The sequence below is a fragment of the Kitasatospora sp. NPDC048298 genome (genome assembly GCF_043201465.1).
Classification (GTDB): Bacteria; Actinomycetota; Actinomycetes; order Streptomycetales; family Streptomycetaceae; genus Kitasatospora.
In genome coordinates this window covers 31,280-51,919 of record NZ_JBICYZ010000061.1, presented here as the reverse complement: position 1 = coordinate 51,919, position 20,640 = coordinate 31,280, and the positions used below count along the sequence as shown (strand labels likewise).

Annotated in this window: 18 protein-coding genes, 2 tRNA genes and 1 riboswitch; of the genes, 12 read left to right on the top strand and 8 right to left on the bottom strand. The window is 74.6% G+C overall.

Annotated elements, in window-relative coordinates:
* Positions 1–36: 36 nt before the first annotated feature.
* The 3 genes from ACGF0D_RS33485 to ACGF0D_RS33475 all read right to left on the bottom strand — a co-directional run bounded on the left by ACGF0D_RS33485 (position 37) and on the right by ACGF0D_RS33475 (position 4,017).
* Complete coding sequence (locus ACGF0D_RS33485; RefSeq protein ID WP_392881916.1) at positions 37–741, bottom strand: DsbA family oxidoreductase; 705 nt, start codon at positions 739–741, stop codon at positions 37–39.
* Between the two features lie 87 nt (positions 742–828).
* Positions 829–1,350: a universal stress protein gene (locus ACGF0D_RS33480; protein WP_392881914.1), complete on the bottom strand. Its 522-nt coding sequence runs from the start codon at positions 1,348–1,350 to the stop codon at positions 829–831.
* Positions 1,351–1,863: 513 nt separating this feature from the next.
* Positions 1,864–4,017, bottom strand: coding sequence for an asparagine synthase-related protein (locus ACGF0D_RS33475; protein WP_392922680.1), 2,154 nt, complete (start codon positions 4,015–4,017; stop codon positions 1,864–1,866).
* Between the two features lie 814 nt (positions 4,018–4,831).
* Between ACGF0D_RS33475 and ACGF0D_RS33470 the strand changes: the two genes are divergently transcribed.
* The 11 genes from ACGF0D_RS33470 to ACGF0D_RS33420 all read left to right on the top strand — a co-directional run bounded on the left by ACGF0D_RS33470 (position 4,832) and on the right by ACGF0D_RS33420 (position 15,853).
* Complete coding sequence (locus ACGF0D_RS33470) at positions 4,832–6,259, top strand: MFS transporter (RefSeq protein ID WP_392881909.1); 1,428 nt, start codon at positions 4,832–4,834, stop codon at positions 6,257–6,259.
* A gap of 115 nt (positions 6,260–6,374) precedes the next feature.
* Positions 6,375–6,438 (top strand) — tRNA-OTHER (locus ACGF0D_RS33465).
* Positions 6,439–6,866: 428 nt separating this feature from the next.
* Positions 6,867–8,444 (top strand): TROVE domain-containing protein, encoded by a 1,578-nt coding sequence (locus ACGF0D_RS33460; protein WP_392922678.1) that lies wholly within the window; start codon positions 6,867–6,869, stop codon positions 8,442–8,444.
* Positions 8,445–8,604: 160 nt separating this feature from the next.
* Positions 8,605–9,435: a tRNA (guanosine(46)-N7)-methyltransferase TrmB gene (trmB, locus tag ACGF0D_RS33455; RefSeq protein ID WP_392881903.1), complete on the top strand. Its 831-nt coding sequence runs from the start codon at positions 8,605–8,607 to the stop codon at positions 9,433–9,435.
* A 115-nt stretch (positions 9,436–9,550) separates the two neighbouring features.
* Complete coding sequence (locus ACGF0D_RS33450; protein ID WP_392881901.1) at positions 9,551–10,879, top strand: PrsW family intramembrane metalloprotease; 1,329 nt, start codon at positions 9,551–9,553, stop codon at positions 10,877–10,879.
* 50 nt (positions 10,880–10,929) lie between these two features.
* Positions 10,930–11,003, top strand: a tRNA-Met gene (locus ACGF0D_RS33445).
* Between the two features lie 196 nt (positions 11,004–11,199).
* Positions 11,200–11,991 carry a hypothetical protein gene (locus tag ACGF0D_RS33440; protein WP_392922675.1) on the top strand — a complete coding sequence of 264 codons (792 nt, stop codon included), beginning with the start codon at positions 11,200–11,202 and terminating at the stop codon, positions 11,989–11,991.
* 434 nt (positions 11,992–12,425) lie between these two features.
* On the top strand, positions 12,426–13,541 hold the full coding sequence (locus tag ACGF0D_RS33435; RefSeq protein WP_392922674.1) for a hypothetical protein: 1,116 nt from the start codon (positions 12,426–12,428) through the stop codon (positions 13,539–13,541).
* Positions 13,542–13,693: 152 nt separating this feature from the next.
* Positions 13,694–14,500 (top strand): helix-turn-helix domain-containing protein, encoded by an 807-nt coding sequence (locus ACGF0D_RS33430; protein WP_392922672.1) that lies wholly within the window; start codon positions 13,694–13,696, stop codon positions 14,498–14,500.
* On the top strand, positions 14,497–14,757 hold the full coding sequence (locus ACGF0D_RS33425) for a DUF397 domain-containing protein (RefSeq protein WP_392922669.1): 261 nt from the start codon (positions 14,497–14,499) through the stop codon (positions 14,755–14,757). Before ACGF0D_RS33430 ends, ACGF0D_RS33425 begins: the two co-directional genes overlap by 4 nt.
* Before the next feature lie 193 nt (positions 14,758–14,950).
* Complete coding sequence (locus ACGF0D_RS33420) at positions 14,951–15,853, top strand: hypothetical protein (protein ID WP_392922666.1); 903 nt, start codon at positions 14,951–14,953, stop codon at positions 15,851–15,853.
* Here the strand turns inward: ACGF0D_RS33420 and ACGF0D_RS33415 are convergent.
* The 4 genes from ACGF0D_RS33415 to ACGF0D_RS33400 form a co-directional block, all read right to left on the bottom strand.
* Positions 15,850–16,305: a GNAT family N-acetyltransferase gene (locus tag ACGF0D_RS33415; RefSeq protein WP_392881889.1), complete on the bottom strand. Its 456-nt coding sequence runs from the start codon at positions 16,303–16,305 to the stop codon at positions 15,850–15,852. The two genes, ACGF0D_RS33420 and ACGF0D_RS33415, sit on opposite strands and share 4 nt — an antisense overlap.
* A gap of 36 nt (positions 16,306–16,341) precedes the next feature.
* A complete protein-coding gene (locus ACGF0D_RS33410) occupies positions 16,342–17,085 on the bottom strand; it encodes a hypothetical protein (protein ID WP_392922664.1) in 744 nt (247 codons plus the stop codon).
* A gap of 84 nt (positions 17,086–17,169) precedes the next feature.
* Entirely contained in the window at positions 17,170–17,910 is a 741-nt protein-coding gene (locus ACGF0D_RS33405; RefSeq protein ID WP_392881886.1) for a sensor domain-containing protein, read from the bottom strand.
* Between the two features lie 113 nt (positions 17,911–18,023).
* A complete protein-coding gene (locus tag ACGF0D_RS33400) occupies positions 18,024–18,611 on the bottom strand; it encodes a GNAT family N-acetyltransferase (protein ID WP_392922661.1) in 588 nt (195 codons plus the stop codon).
* 42 nt (positions 18,612–18,653) lie between these two features.
* On the opposite strand from ACGF0D_RS33400, the gene ACGF0D_RS33395 reads away from it, so the two are divergent.
* Positions 18,654–19,529, top strand: a complete 876-nt coding sequence (locus tag ACGF0D_RS33395; RefSeq protein WP_392881880.1) for a hypothetical protein — start codon at positions 18,654–18,656, stop codon at positions 19,527–19,529.
* 60 nt (positions 19,530–19,589) lie between these two features.
* Here the strand turns inward: ACGF0D_RS33395 and ACGF0D_RS33390 are convergent, their stop codons facing one another.
* On the bottom strand, positions 19,590–20,438 hold the full coding sequence (locus ACGF0D_RS33390; RefSeq protein ID WP_392881878.1) for a M23 family metallopeptidase: 849 nt from the start codon (positions 20,436–20,438) through the stop codon (positions 19,590–19,592).
* 12 nt (positions 20,439–20,450) lie between these two features.
* A riboswitch (cyclic di-AMP (ydaO/yuaA leader) is annotated at positions 20,451–20,609 on the bottom strand.
* Positions 20,610–20,640 lie beyond the last annotated feature (31 nt).

Below are 20,640 nucleotides of genomic sequence, written 5' to 3'. Positions count from 1 at the left end.
CGGGGCGACGGTGACCGTGTCGGGTGGCGTCGACCGTCAGATGGCGCAGGAGCCGTCCGCGCAGGCCTCCCCGGCCGGGGCGACCTGCACCGGGGCGGGACGGCGCTCGCCGATCTCGGTGGCGACCTGCTCCAACACCTTGCGGAAGGTCGCCGCGTCCTGGCCGCCCTGGACGGCCCACTTGCCCTCGAAGACGAAGGTCGGCACGGCGCTGATGCCCAGCTCCCGGCCCTCGGCCAGCTGGGCGTCGACCTCGGCGGTGCCCTCGTCGCCCGCCAGGTAGGCGGCCACCCGGTCGCGGTCCAGGCCGGCCGAGACGGCGACGTCGGTCAGCGCGGCGCGGTCGCCGACGTCGACACCGTCGGTGAAGTGCGCCTTCAGCAGCGCCTCCTTCAGCCGGCCCTGGACGGCCGGGCCGTACTCGACCTCGGCGAGGTGCAGCAGGCGGTGGCCCAGGAAGGTGTTGGCGTGCAGCGCGGCGTCGAAGTCGTACGTGATGCCCTCGGCGAGGCCCAGCTCGGCCACCCGCGCGTCCATCGCCACCGACTGCGGGCCGTAGCGCTCGGCCAGCCAGGCGCGGTGCGGGCTCGCGGTCTCGGGGGCGTCCGGGACCAGCTGGTACGGGCGGTAGACGACCTCGACCTGCTCCCGGCCCGGGAAGTCCGCCAGGGCCTGCTCGAAACGGCGCTTGCCGATGTAGCACCAGGGACAGGCGATGTCGGACCAGATCTCGACCTTCATGCGGGGGGCTCCAGGGGGCGTCTTGTCAGGTATGGACAAGATGGGTGAACGGTGAACCATCTCGGTACATTCCCGGCACCCCGTCGATCAGGCCGCGGGCGGCGCCGGGACCACCAGCACCGGGCAGGCCGCGTGGTGCACGACCGCCGAACTCACCGAGCCCATCAGCAGCCGGGCGAAGCCGCCGTTGCCCCGGGTGCCGACCACCAGCGTGTGCTGCCGGGTCGCCGCCTCCAGCAGCACCTCGATCACGTTGCCCAGCACCACGTGCAGCGACAGCTCCCCCGCGTACGGCGCGGGGCGCTGGCGCTGCACGGCGGCCACCGAGCGGCGCAGCCCGTCCGCCATGCTCTCGACCAGCGTCTCCACGCTCTCCTGCACCAGCTCCGCCATGCCCGGCGGGTAGCCGGCCGGCGCCGGGTTGACCACGGCGAGCACGTACAGCGGCAGCCCGAACAGCTCGGCCTCCGTCATCGCCCGGTCCAGCGCCCACAGCGACCCGTCCGACCCGTCACACGCCGCCAACACCCCCGGCGGCCGCCCCGACGGCGGACGCCCCAGCACCGACAGCACGACCGGCACCTCCCGCCCCGTGCTCCCACCGGCCACCGCACATCCTCCTCGCCCCGGACCCACACCCCCGCCATCATCACCGCCCCGCCCACCCGGGCCCGGCAACCGCGCCGCAGACCGGGGCCGACGTACGGGAGGGCCGGGGGACGGGAGGGCCGGGGGACGGGAGGCACGACCGGGAGAGGCAAAGCACCGGCGGCTGCTCGGCCGGGGCCGAAGCGGTCGGCGGCTCCCCGCCGACGGGCGCGCCAGGGCGTCGGCCGGACGGCTGGGCATCCGACCGGCGCCCGGACGGCGGGCCGGGACCGCAAGCGGGGGCCCACTCCCGCCCGGCCGCGGCGTCTGCCGGGAGCACGGTCGCCATCGCGCCCGTCGCCCGCCCGAGGGCGGACCGGTCGGGGCGGGAGCAGGCACCCGAGCAGTGATCGGCAGACAGGAGGTGGGGTGTGGCTGCCGGGGGGCCGGTCCAGCAGCCACCGTGGCGGCGGCGCGGACGCGACGCGACCACAGCTCGCCGGACACCGGGGCGAGGGGGGAGCGTGACGGCGTTCAGGACGTGAGCGCGGGTTGGTGGGGGGTGGGCAGGCCGGTCCAGCAGGCGCCGTGGCGGCGGGCGCGGACGCGGCGCAGCCACAGCTCGGTGGAGACGAGGTCCGCGAGGCCGGCGAGGGCGGCCGGGGAGAGCGGGGTGGCGGGGTCGGCGGAGCGGGCGAGGTCGGCCCGGACGGCCGGGAGGTCGATCAGGCCGGCTTCGGCGAGCAGCGGGGCGTCGAAGAGTTCGGCGAGTCCGTCGGCGGCGAGGCGCAGGCCGGCGCGGGTGGGGGCGGTGCGGTCGGGGCGGGGGCTCCGGCCCCAGTCGGGGGGCAGGTCGGTGCGGCCGGCGCCGGTGAGGACGGCGTGCAGGAGGGCGTGCCGGGCGCCGGGCTGGAGGCGGACGTCGTCGGGCAGCAGCCGGGCGGCGCGCACCACCTGGTTGTCGAGGAAGGGCGCGTGCAGCCGCTGGCCGGGCTGTTCGGCGGCGTGCACGAGGGTGCGGAAGGAGCGCGCCTGCCGGTAGAGGGCGTGCCGGGCCCGGTGCGCGCCGGGATGTTCCTCGGGCGCCGGTCTGCGCGCCGCCAGGCGCAGCCGCAGCGCGACCGAGGAGAGCGCCTCGTCGGAGAGCCAGCGGGCGGCCGGGCCGGGCACGCACCAGGCGAGGTCGACGGCCGAGCGGGCCCCCGCCGTGCCGTCGCCGTCCGGGACGTGGCGGGCGGTCAGTCTGGCGGCCGCCTCGTCCAGTGCGTCCGCGTAGCGGACCCGGGAGAGCCGGTGGGCGGCCCGGAGCACGGTGAGCGGGGTGCGCAGCGTGCCGGTGAGGACGCCCGCGGCCTCCCGGTCGGCGCCGGCCAGCGCGACGACCGGGGACAGGAGTTCGCGTGGCCGGCCGGCCCGGATCAGGTCGGCGAGCCGGGCCGGGTGCCCGTCCAGGACCTGGCGGGCGCCGTAGCCGGTGAGGTGGTCGGTGCCGCCGGCGTCGAAGCGGGCCTCGGCCCGGGCGGCGGCGACGAGTTCGGGCCCCGGCTCGTCGGTGAGCCGGCCGGACTGCGGGTCGGCGTCCAGCCCGGCGTACGGGAGGGTGTCCGGGCCGGGGTCGAGCACGGTGTGCCGCAGCCGCGGGCTGTCGGGGGCGAGCGCGAGGCCGGCCGGGGGCTCGGTCTCGCCGAGGGTGACGGCGGCCAACTGCTCGGGGGCGGCGGGTTCCCGGGCGGTGGCGCGGGCCCAGGAGCCCTTGACCGCGCCGCTCCTGGCCCCGGCGGTGGCGGCCCGGGCCGCCGGGACGGACGCCGTGGACGCGGCGGCCGTCGGCACCGGCGGCAGCGGGACGGCGGCGGCGAGCAGCGCGACGGTCGCGGAGGCCGTCCCGTACGAGAGGTCGACGCCGAGCCGGGCCCGCCCGACCGGATCGAGGGCCGGGGTGGTGGTGCGGACCCGGGAGCGGACGGACTCCAGCAGGGCGCGGGTGAGTTCGCGGACGGCGGGCGCCTCGTCGCGCGGCTGCTCGGCGCCGGCCGGGTCGTCGTAGCCGGACAGGTACGGGCGGCCGCCGCGGATGCCGAGCACGTGGCCGGGCGGCACCCGCTGGACGCCCAGGTACGGGGTGCCGGTGCCGAGCGCCTCGGGGGACTCGGGGCAGGCGAGCCGGGCGGCGAGGTGGCCGGTGTCCAGCGGGGCGCCGACCAGGTCGGCGAGCGGCAGGGCGGCGGTGGCGTACGCGGTGCCGCCGGCCCACGGGGTGTGGAAGACGGGCCGGGCGTCGGCGAGGTCGGTGAGCAGCAGGGTGGAGCGGGTGCCGGAGCGCAGCACGACGGTGTAGCTGCCGGGCCAGGCGGTCAGGTGGCGGACGGCGCCGCCGCGGGCGGCGGCGAGGCCGGCGGCGAGTTCGGCGTCGGTGGCGCCGCAGTGGCCGAGGACGGCGAGCCGGGAGGTGGCGGGGGTGTCCTCGACCTGGTCGGGGACGGTGGGGCCGGTACTGACCACGGCGGGGGCGCCGGGGCGGAGGGTGACCAGGCGGATCTCCCCGGGGCGCCAGTCGCCGACGGCCCAGAGCGGGTCGGGCCCGGCCCACAGGGGGCGCGCGGCGATCGGCTCGACCATGCCGAGCATCTCGTGCGCCGGGGTGCCCACGCTCGGCACGCCCGTGCACCAGCCCGTCAGCCACCGCATCGCGCCTCCACCGGACGAGGACCTGCATCCGTACGACGCGTTCGCCCCCGCCGGGCGGCCGGGTGGGGTGCCGGACCGGCCCGCGCGTCCCGGCGTGCCCCCGAAGCTCGACGCGCCGTCAGGAGACATCGTGCCACCGCGGGGCGCCGCCGTGGTCGGTGTTCCGGGTTCCGTTTCCGTTCGGACCGGCCGTTCGACGGCCGCCGCGGCCACGACGGCGGCGGGCAGCGGGCTCTCCCCGACCGCTCCGGGGCGGGGCCCCTTCGCCCCCTCGATCACTCCGGGTGGGCAAGTTCCGCGCGCCGGAGGCGAGTTCGATCCGCCCGGCGCCCCGGGGGACGGGCGGGCCGGGCCTCCCCCTCCCCGGCCCGGAACCACCCGCGAACACCTTTGACATGGGCATCGCGAGATGGCCGAAAGGCGTCGCCCGGCCCGGGAGGGCATCCGCATGCCCTCCCGGACTTCACCACCGCCCGCGGGGATTGAGGCGGCGGCTTCCCCCGGCCCGCCGGGTCCTCGACGGCAGGCCGACCCACGACCACCAGCGAATCGCCGACCTGCCGGTCGGGCCAGGGAGCACGGCCGGGCGCATGTGAACACGGGACCGGAGCACGAGGCTCCGGAGCGCCGCGCGGTCGGCCGGATCCGAGTGGTCCGGACCAACTCCGGCGCGGCACCGCCGAGTGCGCGATCCCGCCATCCGGAATGCGACCTCTTAACCGTCGGAACGCGTCCGACTACGCTAGGTACTGCAGCTACGACCCGGTGCCGCCCGGGCCCCGCGCACAAGGCCGCAGGAGGTGCAGCCGCCACCATGACCGTCAGCCCACGTGGACCGAACGAACGGCTCGGCACGCTCCTGACCCTCGCCCAGATCAGCAACGCCGGGCTGGCCCGCAGGGTCAACGACCTCGGCGCCCAACGCGGGTTGACCCTGCGGTACGACAAGACCTCGGTGGCCCGCTGGGTCAGCAAGGGCATGGTGCCGCAGGGGCCCGTCCCGCACCTGATCGCCACCGCGATCGGCGGCAAGCTCGGCCGGCCCGTCCCGCTGGAGGAGATCGGCCTGGGCGACACCGACCCGGCGCCCGAACTCGGCCTGGCCTTCCCGCGCGAGGTCGCCGACGCGGTCCGCTCCGCGACCGACCTGTGGCGGATCGACCTCGACCTGCGCCGGGGCCCCGGCGGCGGCCGCTGGAGCGACAGCCTGGCCGGCACCTTCTCGGTCGCCGCCTACGCGACCCCCGTATCCCGCTGGCTGATCAACCCGGCGGACGGCTCGGTGGCCCGCGAGGTCCCGCGCTCCCCCACCGACACCTCCTCCTACCGGGTCGGCCACTCGGACGCCGCCAAGCTCCGCGAAGCCGCCCAGGAGGCCCGCCGCTGGGACTCCAAGTACGGTGGCGGGGACTGGCGTTCGTCGATGGTGCCGGAGTGCCTGCGGGTGGAGGCGGCGCCGCTGCTGCTCGCCTCGTACAGCGACGCCGTCGGCCGGGCGCTGTTCGGCGCGACCGCCGAACTGACCAGACTGGCCGGCTGGATGGCCTTCGACACCGGGCAGCACGAGGCCGCCCAGCGCTACTACATCCAGGCGCTGCGGCTCGCCCGGGCCGCCGCCGACGTGCCGCTCGGCGGCTACGTGCTGGCCTCGATGAGCCTCCAGGCGGGCTACCGGGGTTTCGCCGAGGAGGCGGTGGACCTCGCCCAGGCCGCGCTGGAGCGCAACCGGGGCCTGGCCACCGCCCGCACCATGAGCTTCTTCCACCTGGTGGAGGCCAGGGCCCAGGCCAAGGCGCGCAACGCGGCGGCGTGTGCGACGGCGCTCGGCGCGGCGGAGAGCGCTCTCGAACGGGCACGCGCCGGGGATCCCGATCCGGCGTGGATCGACTTCTACGCCTACGACCGGCTCGCCGCCGACGCCGCCGAGTGCTTCCGCGACCTCGGAGTGCCCTCCAAGGTCCGGCAGTTCACCCGCGAGGCGCTGGCCACGCCCACCGAGGGCTTCGTCCGCTCGCACGGCCTGCGGCTGGTGGTCTCGGCGATGGCCGAGGCGGAGGCGGGCAACCTGGACGCCGCGGTCGCCGCCGGCGAACGCGCCGTCGAGGTGGCCGGCCGGATCTCCTCGCAGCGCAGCCGGGAGTACGTGGTGGAGATGCTGCGGCGGCTGGAGCCCTTCCAGGGTGAACGCCGGGTACGGGAGTTGACCGAGCGGGCCCGGGCGGTGATCGTCGCTCCGGCGTGAGCGGCGTACGCGCCCGGCCGGCGGGCCCGGGGCCACGATCCGGGCCCGCCGGTGAATCCCGCCGATAAATGGCGTGCGGCGGCGGGAGGGGCCTGGCTAGGGTTTCTCCCGTCCAGGTGCGCAGGCAGAGGTTACTTCCACTCCAAATGGGCAGGTCGCGGGTTCGAATCCCGTCATCGGTGCTCCGTGCCGGTGTAGCTCAGTCGGCCAGAGCAGCTTCGTCACCTCAGCCGCCTTCGATCTCTGGACACCCACACGTGAATAGATTCCGCACCTCCCGGTGCGACGGCAGCGGTTACTTCTTGGTGAGGCGTCCGTAGGACGCTGCGGTTCGAGCCCGCGAAACACCGCCGCCATCCTTGATCTCGGGAGGCAACGCGCCCCGGAGTGCCCGGTGCGCAGGCGGGGGTTACTTCGGATCTTGCTGTTCCGGGTTCAAGTCCCGGGCGTGCCGTGCGCGAGCGCGGCCGCTAGCTCAATCCGGTAGAGCACAAGGCATACACCTCCACCGACGTCGGCCGCCCCGCGGCCGGCACGATCTCGGGCACCCCAGGCCGCGGCATGCCTCCCTCCCCACCGACACCAGCAGGCCGAGGGGGGCCGCCACATGTCCAGGTTCAACTTCCGCAAGACCAAGGCGAGTCCGAGCTCGCCGGTGGCCACCACCGGCCGGCGCACCGTCAACCACAACGGCGGCACCGGATTCGTCCGGGACCGCAAGTCCGAGCTCTTCCTGCTCGCGGTGGCCAACATGGTCGGCCAGGACACCTTCCACGAGCGCGGCGGCGAGCGCGACGACCGCTACACCGCGCTGGTGCGCGAACTCGCCGTCGCCGAGCCGGAGTGGACCCTCGGGCTGCTGCGCTGGCTGCGCCACGGCGCCCAGATGCGCACCGCCGCCCTGGTCGGCGCCGCCGAGTTCACCCGGGCCAGGCTGGACGCGGGCACCCACGGCCACTCCCGGCAGGCCGTCGCGGCGGTGCTGCGGCGCGCCGACGAGCCCGGCGAGCTGCTCGCCTACTGGACCTCGCGCTACGGCCGGGCACTGCCCAAGCCGCTCAAGCGCGGCGTCGCGGACGCCGTCCGGCACCTGTACGACGCCCGCTCGCTGCTCAAGTACGACACCGCGGGCAAGGGCTACCGCTTCGGCGACGTGATCGAGCTGACCCACCCCTCGCCGGCCCCCGGGAAGGAGTGGCAGGGCGCCCTGTTCGCGTACGCGCTGGACCGCCGCCACCGCCCGGAGGAGGCCGTCCCGCCGGCCGCCGACCGGATGCTGACCACCAACCGGGCGCTGCTCGCGCTGCCCGTCGAGGAACGCCGGGCGGCGGTGACCGCCGAGGGCGGCGCCGAGCGGTTGGCCGCCGCCGGGCTGACCTGGGAGGCGCTGGCGGGCTGGCTGCAGGGGCCGCTGGACGCCGCGGCCTGGGAGGCGGTCATCCCCTCCATGGGACCGATGGCGCTGGTGCGGAACCTGCGCAACTTCGACCGGGCCGGGGTCTCGGACGCCGTCGCGGCCGAGGTGGCCCGGCGGATCTCCGACCGGGGCGAGGTGCGGCGCTCGCGCCAGTTCCCGTTCCGCTACCTGGCCGCGCACCGCAACGTGACCTCACTGCGCTGGGGGCACGCGCTGGAGACCGCGCTCGGCCACTCGCTGTCCAACGTGCCCGAACTGCCCGGCCGGACGCTGGTCCTGGTGGACCGCTCCGGATCGATGTTCGACCGTTCCGGCGGGCCGACCGAGCTCAACCGGGCCGACTCGGCGGCGATCTTCGGCACCGCGCTGAAGGTCCGGGCCGCCGAGGCGGACCTGGTCGAGTTCGGCACCACCAGCCGGGTGGTCGAGGTCGGCCGGGGTGAGGCGGTGCTGCGGGTGCTGGACCGTTTCTCCGACCTCGGCGGCACCAACACCGCCGACGCCGTCCGCACCCACTACCGCGGCCACGACCGGGTGGTGATCGTCACCGACGAGCAGACCGGCCCGAACCACTGGGGCGGCGACCCGCTCGCCGCCGTCCCGGCCCACGTGCCCGTCTACACCTGGAACCTGGCCGGCTACGCCACCGGCCACGGCCCCAGCGGCGGCGCCCACCGGCACACCTTCGGCGGCCTGAGCGACGCGGCCTTCCGGCTGATCCCCCTCCTGGAGGCCGGGGCGAACGCCCACTGGCCCTGGGAGGAGTAGCGGAACGCCGGGACGGCGCCGGGGAGAGGGAAGGGAGCCACCGAAGGGAACGGCTCCCTCCCCTCTCCCCTCCCCCGCGTCCGCCCCCGGCGGCCGGGCGGATGAGCCCGGTCACAGGCCCCGCCGGAGCGTCTCGACAGCCCCGTAGACTCGGGTGATTGTGACTGCCACCGCCCCGATCCCCCAGCCCTCGCCGTCCGCCCGGCTGTCCGCCGCGCCGGCCGCCTACCCCGCGCCGATGTACCCGCACAAGGCCACCGAGGCCCAGCACCGCGAGCGTCGCATCCGCAGCTTCCAGCCGCGCCGGGGCCGGATGACCAACGCCCAGGCGAGCGCCCTGGACCGGAGCTGGGAGACGTACGGCATACCCATCGACGGCACCCCGCTGGACCTGCCGGAGCTGTTCGGCGGCCTGCCGGTGACCCTGGAGATCGGCTTCGGCATGGGCGAGACCACCGCCGCGATGGCCGCCGCCGACCCGGACACGGGCATCCTCGCCGCCGACGTGCACACCCCCGGCCACGGCAACCTGCTCGGCCTGCTGGAGCGCGACGGCTCCCGGAACGTCCGGACGGCCGCCGGCGACGCGGTGATCCTGCTGCGCGACATGCTCCCGGACGCCTCGCTGGCCGGTCTGCGGGTCTACTTCGCCGACCCGTGGCCCAAGCCGAAGCACCACAAGCGCCGACTGGTCCAGCCCGCCTTCCTCGACCTGGTGCTGCCCCGGCTCGCCCCGGGCGCCCTGGTGCACTGCGCCACCGACTGGGAGCCGTACGCCGAGCAGATGCTGGCCGTGCTGTCCGACTCCCCGGAGCTGGAGAACCTGCACCCCGAGGGTGACGGGACCGGCTGGCTGGAGCCCGCGGACCACCCGGACGGCAGCATCCCCGGCTACGCCCCGCGGCCGGACTGGCGCCCGGTCACCAAGTTCGAACGGGCCGGGATCGCCAAGGGCCACGTCGTCCACGACCTGCTGTTCCGCCGCCGCTGACCCACCGGCACCGTTCGAACGGACGCCCGCGCGGCGGCCGTTCGGGCCGGCCGGGGACGGCCGGTCCGGCCCGATTCCTCCCGACGGGCCGCCACCGTGGCCTACCCTGTGCCGCATGGGCAGCCCGTCCGGCGGCGGGTTCCGGACGAACGGCCGGACGACGGCCGGCGCCGCCGCCGACGCACCGGAGACGGTCCCGAGCACCGGCGGCACCCGGACCATCCCGGGGCCCCGGAGGCGCCGGGCCCACCGCCTGCTGTCCCGGCCGGGTACCGCCGCCGGACCGGTCCCGGCCGTCGGCCCGGGGGAACGGCGCCAGGAGCCGGCCGGGGCCCCGCCGGGCCGCGGCCGCTCGATGGCGCTCTCCTCCGTCACCGCGACCACCGTGCTGACCCTGATCGGCTGCGGGGTGCTGATCCTCCACCTGGTCCAGCGGCAGACCGGCACGGTCGGCCTGCTGGTCGGCCTGGGCCTGGCGATGGTGCCGCTGCCGTTCGTCCTCGGCGGCCTGGCCTGGCTCAACCTGACCGCCCGGGTGCCGCTGCGGCACACCGTCTTCTGCCTCGGCTGGGGCGCCTGCGCGGCCACCACCGTCGCGATCCTCGCCAACAACTGGACGGCGAGCTACCTGACCCGGCACCGGGGCCCGTTCGGGGAGCTGCTCGGCGCCGGGATCGCCACCCCGGTGATCGAGGAGACCGCCAAGGCCACCGCCCTGCTGGTGCTCCTGCTCCCGCTCGGCCAGCGGCTGCGCTGCCGCGGCCGCCACACCGGGCGCCCCTGCGCGCCGCTGCTGCGCCGGTCGCCCGCGCCCCGGAGCCCGCGCCCGTACCCGCGCCACCCGGTCGGGCCGCACGCCCGCGGCCGGCTGCGGCTGCGCCCGTACCTGCGGCCGCTGCCCTACCTGCGCCCGGCCCCGCCCTCCGGCGCGCCGCACCACCGCTCCCGGCCGCGCACCCTGGCCGCCGGGGTGGTGCTCGGCGGGATGACCGCCTGCGGCTTCGCCTTCACCGAGAACGCCCTCTACCTGGGCCGGGCCTTCACCAGCGACCAGCGCCAGCGGCTGGACAGCATCGGCCTCGGCGACCCGCCCAGCCTTCGCGACTTCGACAGCACCGTGCAGACCTTCGTGCTGCGCGCCCTGCTCTCCCCCTTCGCCCACCCGCTGTTCACCGCGCTGACCGGCATCGGCCTGGCCGTCGCCCTCACGACCGCGCGGCGCTGGCTGGCCCGGTTGGCGGCGCCGGCCGGGCTGCTGCTGGCGATGGCGCTGCACGGCACCTGGAACGCCGCCGCCGACCTCGGCACGGACGGCTTCCTGGTGGTGTACGGGGCCCTGATGGTGCCCTGCTTCGCCGCGCTGGTCTGCTTCGCGGCCTGGGCGAGATGCCGTACGGCCCGGCATCCGGTGCCCGGCCGGGTGCCGGGCACCGGGGTGTCCTGAGGAACCGATTTCCCATCTGGGCGACTTCCCCGTATTGTTGTGTTCACCGACGCGGGGTGGAGCAGCTCGGTAGCTCGCTGGGCTCATAACCCAGAGGTCGCAGGTTCAAATCCTGTCCCCGCTACTCAGTAGCCGAAAGGCCCGGAGGATTCGTCCTCCGGGCCTTTCGCGTTTCCGGGTACGGGCAGAACACGGTCCTGCCACGAAGCTGTAACAGCAGCCGGTCCGGTGATCCACTGTCGGGGGCCTGAACCATACTGATGAAAAATTCATCACATTTGGGGCGGGCTGTTCGGGCCGCCCCGGACAGGAATCACCTCATGCTGTCGAAGCGACTGGTCAGCACCGCCGCGATCTGCCTCGTCCTGGCCGCCGGCACCGCCGCGTGCGGCACCGAGAAGAGCGACGGGAAGGCCGGCGACGCCAAGGCGGGCGCCTCGAAGAAGCTCGACACCGACAAGCTCAGCGCCCAGGACATCATGAAGCAGGCCAAGGAGGCCCTGGCCTCCGCGACCTCCCTCAAGATGGCCGGCACCGTCGACGCCGGCGAGGGCAAGATGGAGATGAACCTGTCGATGGACAACAAGAGCCAGTGCACCGGCACCATGGCGATGCCGGGCATGGGCAAGTTCGAGATCATCAGCGACGGCAAGACCTCCTACGTCAAGCCGGACACCGCCTTCTGGACCAACGTGGGCGGCCCGAACGGCGCCAAGGCCGCCGAGCTGTTCAAGGGCCGCTACCTGACCGGCTTCGAGAACGACCCGACGATGGGCTCCCTCACCAGCATCTGCAACCTGGCCGAGTTCAGCAAGAAGATCACCGAGGACAAGAGCAGCGCCAAGGAGAAGGCCGAGAAGGGCTCCGCCGGCGAGGTCAACGGCGTGAAGACCTTCAGCCTGAAGTCCACCGACCCCAAGGGCGGGGTCTCGACCATGCAGATCGCCACCGAGGGCAAGCCCTACCCGGTGCGGGTCGAGCACTCCGGCGGCGAGGACGGCAACGGCAAGATGGACTTCTCCGACTTCGACAAGCCGCTGACCATCCAGGTCCCGTCGCCCGACAACACGATCGACTTCACCAAGTTCAAGGACCAGATCAAGAGCGCCTGAGCGACGGACGCGGCAACCACGCAATAAATCCGTTGCCCTCCGACCGGTGCGCTGCCTACGCTGGCAGCACACTGAAGGGAGGTGATCCTGAGTTGAGTTACATCAGGATGCGTGAGGTGGCTGCTCGCTAGAGCCGCCCCTGCCTGCGCAGGGTGAGGCCCTCGGCCTCCGGCAGGCGAAATCCAAGCAGTCACCCGGCCCGCGGGCTCACCGGTACATCCCCGGTGCCTCGGCGCCTGGCCAGTGCACGGGCCGGCGCGGAGGAGCAGCCCGCGGGCCGTCTGCGTTCCCGGGGAGCTTCCGGCAGGTTCCGGAGGCTCCCCGCGGCGTGTCCGGGGTCAGCCCGGGGCGTGGCCGCGGCCGCGGCGCCGCGGCGCTAGAGTCGGCGCGGGTTCCGGGGCGGAGCGGAGCGGCGCGGACACAGGGGGTAGGCGATGGCGAAGGCGCGACGGCTGGGCGGCGGGGCGACCGTGCTGCGGACGGCGCGGTGGGGCGCCGCCGGGGCACTGGCCGGGACGGGGCTGGTCGGGCTGCTGCTGTTCGCGCTCGGCCGGGAGCACGTCTGGCAGGCGCTCGGCGGCGGGCTGGTGGTGGTCGGGGCCTCGGTGGTGCTGGGCGGCGGGCTGGGCTTCCTGTTCGGGGTGCCCCGGGTGCGCGGCGGCGCCGGCTCCGACGACCCGCCGGGCTCGTACGCGCCGAACACCAATCTGGAGCAGGTCTCGGACTGGCTGACCAAGGTGCTGCTGGGCGTCGGGCTGACCCAGCTCGGCTCGCTCGGCGAACGGCTGCACGACCTCGGTACGGCGCTGGCGCCCGTGCTCGGCGGGGGCGAGGCGGCGGTGCCGTTCGCGGCGGCGCTGGTGCTGTACTTCCTGGTCTTCGGCTTCCTGGCCGGCTGGCTGGTGACCCGGCTGGCGCTGCCGCAGGCGCTGACCGAGACCGACCAGGCGCTGGACCTCTTCCTCGCCGGGCAGGACCGCGACCGGCACGGCGACAAGGTGGGCGCGGACGACCTCCGGGTCCGCGCGATGCAGCAGCTCGGGCTGCTGGGCGGCACCGCGGAGCGCCCGGCCGCGCTGGCCGGGCAGCTGCCGCCCTCCTCCGGCGCGCCGGCCGGGCCGGAGGGCGTGGTGGCGGAGGTCCGCTCGACCGCTCGGCGCTCGGCGCTGACCGCCGAACAGGTGCGGGCCCTCTTCACGGACGGCTCCGAGGGCCGGCGGATCCAGGCGCTCGCGCTGATGCAGGGCGATCCGGCGCTGGCGGACCTGTCGAGCGTGCTGGACGCGATCGAGCACCCGCGCTCCGACTTCGAGCAGTACCACGCGCTGCTGGCCGCCCGGGGGCTGCTGTACCGGCTGCCCGCCGACGGGGCACAGCGGCTGCGGGACGCGGTGGCGCGGCAGCTGGTCGACCCGCGGGGCATTCCGTACGGGTCGGACCGCAGCTGGCTGGCGGAGAAGATCCTCTCCCGGCTCCCGGCGGCGGCCGTCCTGCCGGAGCAGCCGGCGGCGGGAGTGCCGGTGCAGCCGGACGCCGGGGGCAACTCCTAGGGAGATGCGGACGGTCCGCTTCACTCTGAAGGGCTGAGTTCGGCCATTTCACTCATCAAGCGCCGACAGGCAGGCATAGCCTCGGGAGCAACAGCGCAGTTGCAGCGAGAGCTTGACCGCCCTGCGACCAGGGCAGGAGGGGGCGCGGAGCCGTGAGCACGCCGAAGCAGTACCCGATGGCTTGGAAGTACGGCGGCGATCAGGTCAAGCGTTCTCGCCAACGGGCGGGCGTGACACGGGAACAGTTGGCCGGGGCCTCCCACTACGACATCGAGAGCGTGCGGTCGATGGAAGCGGGGCGGCGAAAGCCGACACTTCAACTGCTCCAAGCTGCTGATGAGTTGTGTGACGCGAACGGGATGCTGGTCGCGGCAGCCGCATTCATGGTCCCGGAGAAGTTTCTGCCCTACTCGCAGGACTTCATGGAGCACGAGCGCGAGGCTGCCGTCTTGAGCTCTTACGAAAGTCAGCTCATCCCCGGTCTGCTTCAGTCCGAGCCCACTGTCCGCTCCCTGCTGAACGTGCACTGGCCGCCGCTGGACGACGAAACCCTGGAGGCGCGGCTCGTTGCCCGATTGGCCCGCCAGGAGATCCTCGGCAACCAGATCAAGTCGTTCAACTTCCTCATCGACGAGTTCGCCCTTCTGCGCCGGATCGGCACCAGCGCCGAGCACAAGAAGCAACTGGAGCACCTCCTTGAGGTCGGCAAGCCCCGGCACATCGACATCCAGGTCGTGCCCGGCGCCGCACTCCACCCGGGAGTCAACGGCGCATTCGTCCTGCTGGAGACCCCCCAGCACGAGCGCCTCGCCTACGAGGAAGGTCAGGCCATGGGCCTCCTCTACTCCGAGCCGGAGAAGGTCAATGGACTGTGGCAGCGCCATGCAATGATTCAGCGGCAGGCTCTCAGCCCTGAGGAGTCAGCTCGTTTCATCAGCAAGTTGGCGGAGGAGCTATGAGCACCAACCTGACCTGGGTGAAGTCCAGCTACAGCGGGACCGGGGGCGGCAACTGCGTCGAAGTCGCTGTCGCCTGGGTGAAGTCCAGCTACAGCGACTCGCAAGGCGGCGACTGCGTCGAGGTCGCCGCCTGCCCTTCCACCATCCACGTCCGCGACTCCAAGGACAAGGCCGGCCCGACCCTCGCCTTCTCCCCCGAGGCCTGGTCCGCCTTCGTCTCGTTCGCCGCCGAAGCTCAAGCCGCACGGGCCGAGTGACCCTCAATGGAACGGTGGGGTAAACCACCTTCCAACCACCCCTGCGAGCAGCAGATATGACTTATCGTCACGACTTTTCCACGGGCAGTTCGGCCATGTAGCGTGCGCAGCAACGAAACAACCCCCGCCGGTGTTAGCAGCACCGAACGGGGGTCTGACCGGCACGATCGACGGACTCTAAGGAATCGATCCTGTGGCTGCCCACAACTCTACCGCCATGGCCGTCCCCGGGTACGGCAAGCAGTCCGCGCCGGAGCAACTCCCCCGCTCCGCGAGCGACTTCGCCCACCTCCCGGTCCGCGAGGCCTACCTCGCCTCGCTCATCGACCACCTCCCCGACGGCGCCGCCATGGACATCAAGTCCCTCGCCGTCCTCCAGCCCCACTACGGGCAGGCAGCCTGCCGCACGGCCCTCAACAGGCTCTCCACCGCAGGTCACCTGCGCCGCGTCCGCGAGCGCCTCAGCTCCAAGGACTGCCGCTGGGTGTTCCACACCTACTTCTCCCGCACGCCCCGCTCCGACGCCTGGTGGAACCGCTTCCTCGCCACCGGCGGCAGCGGCGACACGGGCGGCACGTCAACGCCCGCCGACCCCGATCCCCCGGACGAGCGAACGGCCGTCCGCAACCACACGCCCCTCCCCTCGGCCGCCTACGCCGCCCTCGCCGGCCTCGGCCTCGCCGACCCCCGTCTCGCCCTCTCCGCCGCCGACTGCACCGCCCTCGAACCGCTCGCCGCCGAGTGGTTCGCCCGGGGCGCCACGCCCGCTCTCTTCACCGTCGCCCTCACCAACGGCCTCCCGCCCGACGTCCACAGCCCGGCTGCCTTCACCCGCCGCCGCCTCCTCGACAAGCTCCCTCCGGAACGCCCCCACCCGCCCCAACAGCTCACCCGCATCCCCGAGTGCACGGCCTGCCGCACCCCCTGCCGTCCCCAAGCCCTCCTCGGCGGCCTCTGCCGCGCCTGCCGAGGCACCCCGGCACCCCCGCCGCCCCGCCCCGGCACGCTCCCCCCGGCCGCCGTCCACCGCCATGCCGCCCAGGCCAGAGACGCACTCAGGCGGAACAGCGCCCCGCCCTCACCCGTGTACGCCTAACCGACCCGGACGGTGAAGCGCAGTTCGGGGCGGTCCCAGGTGATCCGCCCGGCGGCCGGGAAGGTGCCGACGCGTTCGGCGCCCACCCGCAGGTAGAACTGCTCGGCGGGCGGGTTGGAGACGACCCGCACCTCGGCGATGCCGGCGCTGCGGGCCAGCTCCAGCATGTGCGCGATCAACTCGCGGCCGGTGCCGCGCCCCTGGGCCTCGTCGGCGACGAACATCAGGTCCAGTTCGGCCGGTTCGCGGATCAGGCCGTAGAAGCCGAGCAGCTGCCCGGTGGCCTCATCGGTTGCGAGGAACACCTCGTGACGGGCGATGTACTCGGGCGTCACCCGGTAGCCCTCAAGCATCGGGGCGTACTGGCCGTGGTAGGCGGAGGACGCCTGGACCAGGTCGGTGAGCAGGTCGGCGTCGGTCTCGTCGGCGCGCCGGATCATGGTCTCGTTCATGCCGGTGAGTATAGGAGCGCACCCCCACACTGACTATTACATGCTCACGGGGAGCGCGGCCCGGCGACGACGGTCGGCTGCCCGCAGCACCAGGACTCGATGGGTGCGGCCGTCCACCGCGCCGGGCAGCCGGCGGACCTCGCTGGCTATCCGGTGCTCGCCGAGCGCGTACCGCAGCGGGTCGAGGTGGCCGCAGCGGTGGCCGTACCCGTCGCACAGTGGCTGGACCCGGACCTCGCCGTCCACGGCGGTGACCCGGACCAGCTCCACCAGCGCGGCCAGCTGCCGCTCCAGGCCGAAGCGTTCGGGATAGGCGAAGAGCAGGTATCCGCTCAGGGTGAGAGCGAAGGCACCGTCCGCGAAGGGCAGCCGGGGCAGCTCGGCGGCCACGTACCGCTGCGGGTGGGCGGCCGAGTCGGCGGCGAACAGCCGGCGGGCGCGGTCCCAGCTGCGCAGGTAGCGCTCGGACCGGTACGGGCGGGGCGAGGGGTAGAGGTGCGGGCGGGCGGCCATCGCGGCGGCCATCGCCGCCCGGGCCGCCAGGGCGCGGTCCGCGACCACCGGCAGCGGCAGCGCGTACGCCGGGTCGACGGCGATCACCCGGCAGCCCAGCTCGCGCGCCTCGGCGGCCAGGCCGGCCGCGCCGCCGGGGCAGTCCAGCAGCGGCCCGGGCAGGGCGGCGAGCCGGGCCCGGGTGAGGCCGAACAGGGCGCAGTACTCGTCCAGCGGACGGGAGGTGACCAGGACGTCCGGGGGGACGAGGGGGATGCCGGCGGCCACCCGGCCATCCGAACACGCGGCGGCCCCGCCCGCATCCGGAGTACGGTCCGGATGCAGGTGGGGCCGAAGTGGGAGAACGGGCGGTCAGCGGCCGAGCAGGCCCTGGGCGGCGGCCCGGTTGACGTTGGTCAGGCCGCGGACCAGCTGGGTGGTGAGGAAGACCAGCACCAGTCCGAGGACCGCGAGTCCGGCGATCTGCCACGGCGCCTGGACGTCGTACACGTGCCGGATGCCCTCGTCGTCGGTGAAGTCGAACACCCGGTACCCGTTCCAGGGGGTGTAGGTCGGGAAGACCCAGTGGTACAGCGGGTAGAGCGTCAGGACCCAGCCGAGCACCAGGAACACCAGCGTCACCACGAAGCTGAACAGCGCCCAGGGGAACATCACCACCTGGTACAGCACGGCCTTCCAGCCGGCCCCGTCCGCCAGCCGCGCGGTGACGGCGCCCCAGCCGCCCGGGCGGACCTGGCGCACCGGCTCCGGGCCGGGGACGTCCAGGGCCAGCATGCCGCGCACCCGGGCCCGCTCCAGCCGGCCGAAGCCGCGGGCGAGGCCGGTCAGGGCGCCCAGCACGGGCAGGCCGATGACGGTGATGAAGGTGCCGAGGCCGAGGCAGAACAGGATGATCGAGGAGGCGAACCCGGCGATCGCCACCGGCAGGCCGCTGAGCGCGAAGCCGACCTCGCGGTAGTAGTAGGCGGAGAACGGCGCCCGCCACAGCGCCGGCCGCCGCGCGGTCCGGCGGGCCCGGGCGGGGCGCTGGTCGTCACCGTGACCGCCCAGGACGTCCCACTCCCGGTCCTCCATGCTGCGGCTGCTGCTCATGCTCCCGGCCCCCGGCCCCTCGTACTGTCGGTCGTTCGTCCCGCTGACGAGGTCCAGTCTGGTGGACGCGCCGGCCGGCGGGGATCCGGAGGCCCGGCGGATCCGGGGTGGGGTTAACCCCCCTCCGCCCGGACGGCCGGGCCCGGCCACTCGTCGGCGAGCAGCGAGTAGACGTACGAGTCGGACCAGACGCCGTCCTTGAACCCGTCGTGCCGCAACCGCCCCTCCCGCCGGAACCCCAGCCCGGTGAGCACCTTGACGGAGGCCGCGTTGTCCACCGCGACCCGGGCGGCCAACCGGTGCAGGTCCAGGAGACCGAAGGCGAGGCCGCAGAGCAGGTCGGTGATCTCGCCCGCGTAGCCGCGGCCCCAGGACTCGCGGGCCAGCACGCACCCGAGCCAGCCGGCGCGGTGCCCTTCGAGGGTGAGCGAGGCCTGCCCGATCGGCATCGCGTCGTCCGGCTCCTCGGCGTCGGCGAGCCTGGTGACGGCGAGCCGGTAGGTGTCCCGCTCCTCGGCCATCGCCTCCTCCAGGTAGAGCTCGACCTGGTCGGCGCAGTCCTCCCGGTCGCTCGGCCCGAAGGGCAGGTACCGGGTGACCTCCGGGTCGCCGAACAGCGCGTGCAGCGCGTCCACGTCGCCCTCGGTGTGGTGGTACTCGCGGACGGCCAGTCGCGGGCCGGTGAGTCGTACGGGGACCATGGCTGCCGACCCTATCCCCGCCCGGCGGCTACCGTTCGGACTATGAACGACGAAGACCTGCGGCTCGCCCCGCGCACCAAGGCCGCCGACCTGCTCGCCTGGGCGGCCGAGCAGGGCCGCGCGCCGGTGGCCGAGGGGCCGCTGCGCGCGGTGCTGGCGCTGCTGGAGCTGGGCGAGGGCAGGATGCACGACGGCTGGCCCGAACTGACCTCCGACGCGGTGGAGCACCTGCTCCACGAGCGGCTCCACCTGTACGTCCAACCCGCGCCCGAGGAGGACCCGCTCGCCTACGGCGACGCCGTCCGGCTGCTGGTCGACCACCAGCGGGCGGCCCGCCGGCTGAACGCCAAGCGCCAGGAGCGGCTGCACGAGGAGGCCGAGTGGCAGGGCGAGGTCGCGACCGGGCTGCTGCGCCGCGCCGACCTGGTGACCTGGCCCCGGCTGTACGCGCTGCTGCTGCACGCGCACGGGGCGGACGTCACGGACCCGGAGGCGGTGCGGGAGTGGCTGGCCGGCTTCGGGGAGTTCACCGAGGAGGAGCGGCTGGCGGCGTTCGAGGCGCTGGCGTCGGCCGGCTGGCTGGACGAGCCGGACGAGCGGGGCTGGGGCCCGGCCCGGGTGCTCTCGGTGGGCATGGCCACGGACGGCGCGCGTCGGCTGCTGGAGCAGGGCCTGATGCGGCGCAGCTACCGCAACCTGGCGCAGCTGACCGCGCTGGGACGGCCGATGCCGGACGAGCTGACCGGGGACTTCGGGAGGTTCGAGGAGGCGGCGGTGGACGCGGCGCTCGACCTGTTCGGCGACTGGACGGTGCCGGGGCTGCCGCGGCTGCTGGTGACGGAGTTCCCGGAGCTGGCGCCGGAGCCGGGCCCGGAGGAGATCGACGCGTACCTGGCGCAGCTGCCCGTCGAGGAGTGAGACGCGGCGCGGGAGGCCCCCGGCCCGGGGGCCTCCCGCGGGTGCGTCGGTGCGCGTGTGTCAGGGGTTGAGGCCGCGCTGCTGGAGCCAGGGCTCCGGGTCGACCGGGGCGCCGCCACCGGGGCGGACCTCCATGTGCAGGTGGGGGCCGGTGACGTTGCCGGTCGCGCCGACCTTGCCGATCTGCTGGCCGGCGGCGACGTTGCCGGAGCCCTTGGTGATCGAGGAGAGGTGGCAGTACCAGATCTCGGTGCCGTCGGGCAGGGTCTCGACGATCCGGTAGCCGTACGAGCCGGCCCAGCCGGCCGAGGTGATGGTGCCCTGGCCGAGCGCGTGGACGGGGGTGCCGGTGTCGGCGGCGAAGTCCAGGCCGGTGTGCAGGTTCGCCCAGTAGCGGGCGCTCTGGCCGTAGTGGGCGGAGAGCCGGTAGTCGTCCACCGGGAGGGTGAGGGCGGCGGCCTTGGCCCGCTCGGCCTCCTCGGCGGCGCGCTTGGCCTCCGCCTCCTTGGCGGCGGCCTTGGCCTCCGCCTCCTGGGCGGCCTGCAGCCGGGCGGTCTCCTCGGCGGCGGTGCGCTGGCTGTCGGCCTGGTGCTGGATGCGGGCGGCGAGCGCGAGGCCGGGGTCGGCGGCGAGGGCGACCGGGGTCTCGTCCGGGACCTCGACGGCGGGGGCTGCGGCCGGGGTCGCCGAGGCGAAGCCGGTGGCGCCCAGCGTGGCGGCGACGGCGGTGACGCCGAGCAGCGGGGAGGCCCCGCGGGTCTGACGCGGCATCCGGTGGCGGTTGGTGTCGGCCTCCGCGGCGAACGCCTCCGGGCCGAAGGCCTCGGGGCCGTCCGGGCCGGGGTGGTCGAGGAGCTGGGTACCGGCTGCGGGGCCGGCCGGGTGTGCCGGGGTGTGCGTCGACGCCACGGAGGCGCGCTCCTTTCCTTCCTTCGCGCCTACCGGGTTAGCTGACGGGTTCGGAGCAGGAAGGTCTCCTACGGCCGGGCCGGAGCCCCGCCGATTCACCCCAAGGAACGTGGTTCCCCGGCTCCCTGACCTGCCCGGGGGCGGGTCGGCGGGATTAGGCGACGGCGCACGGTGCCGTCTGGGTACGGCGTTGACAACCGCG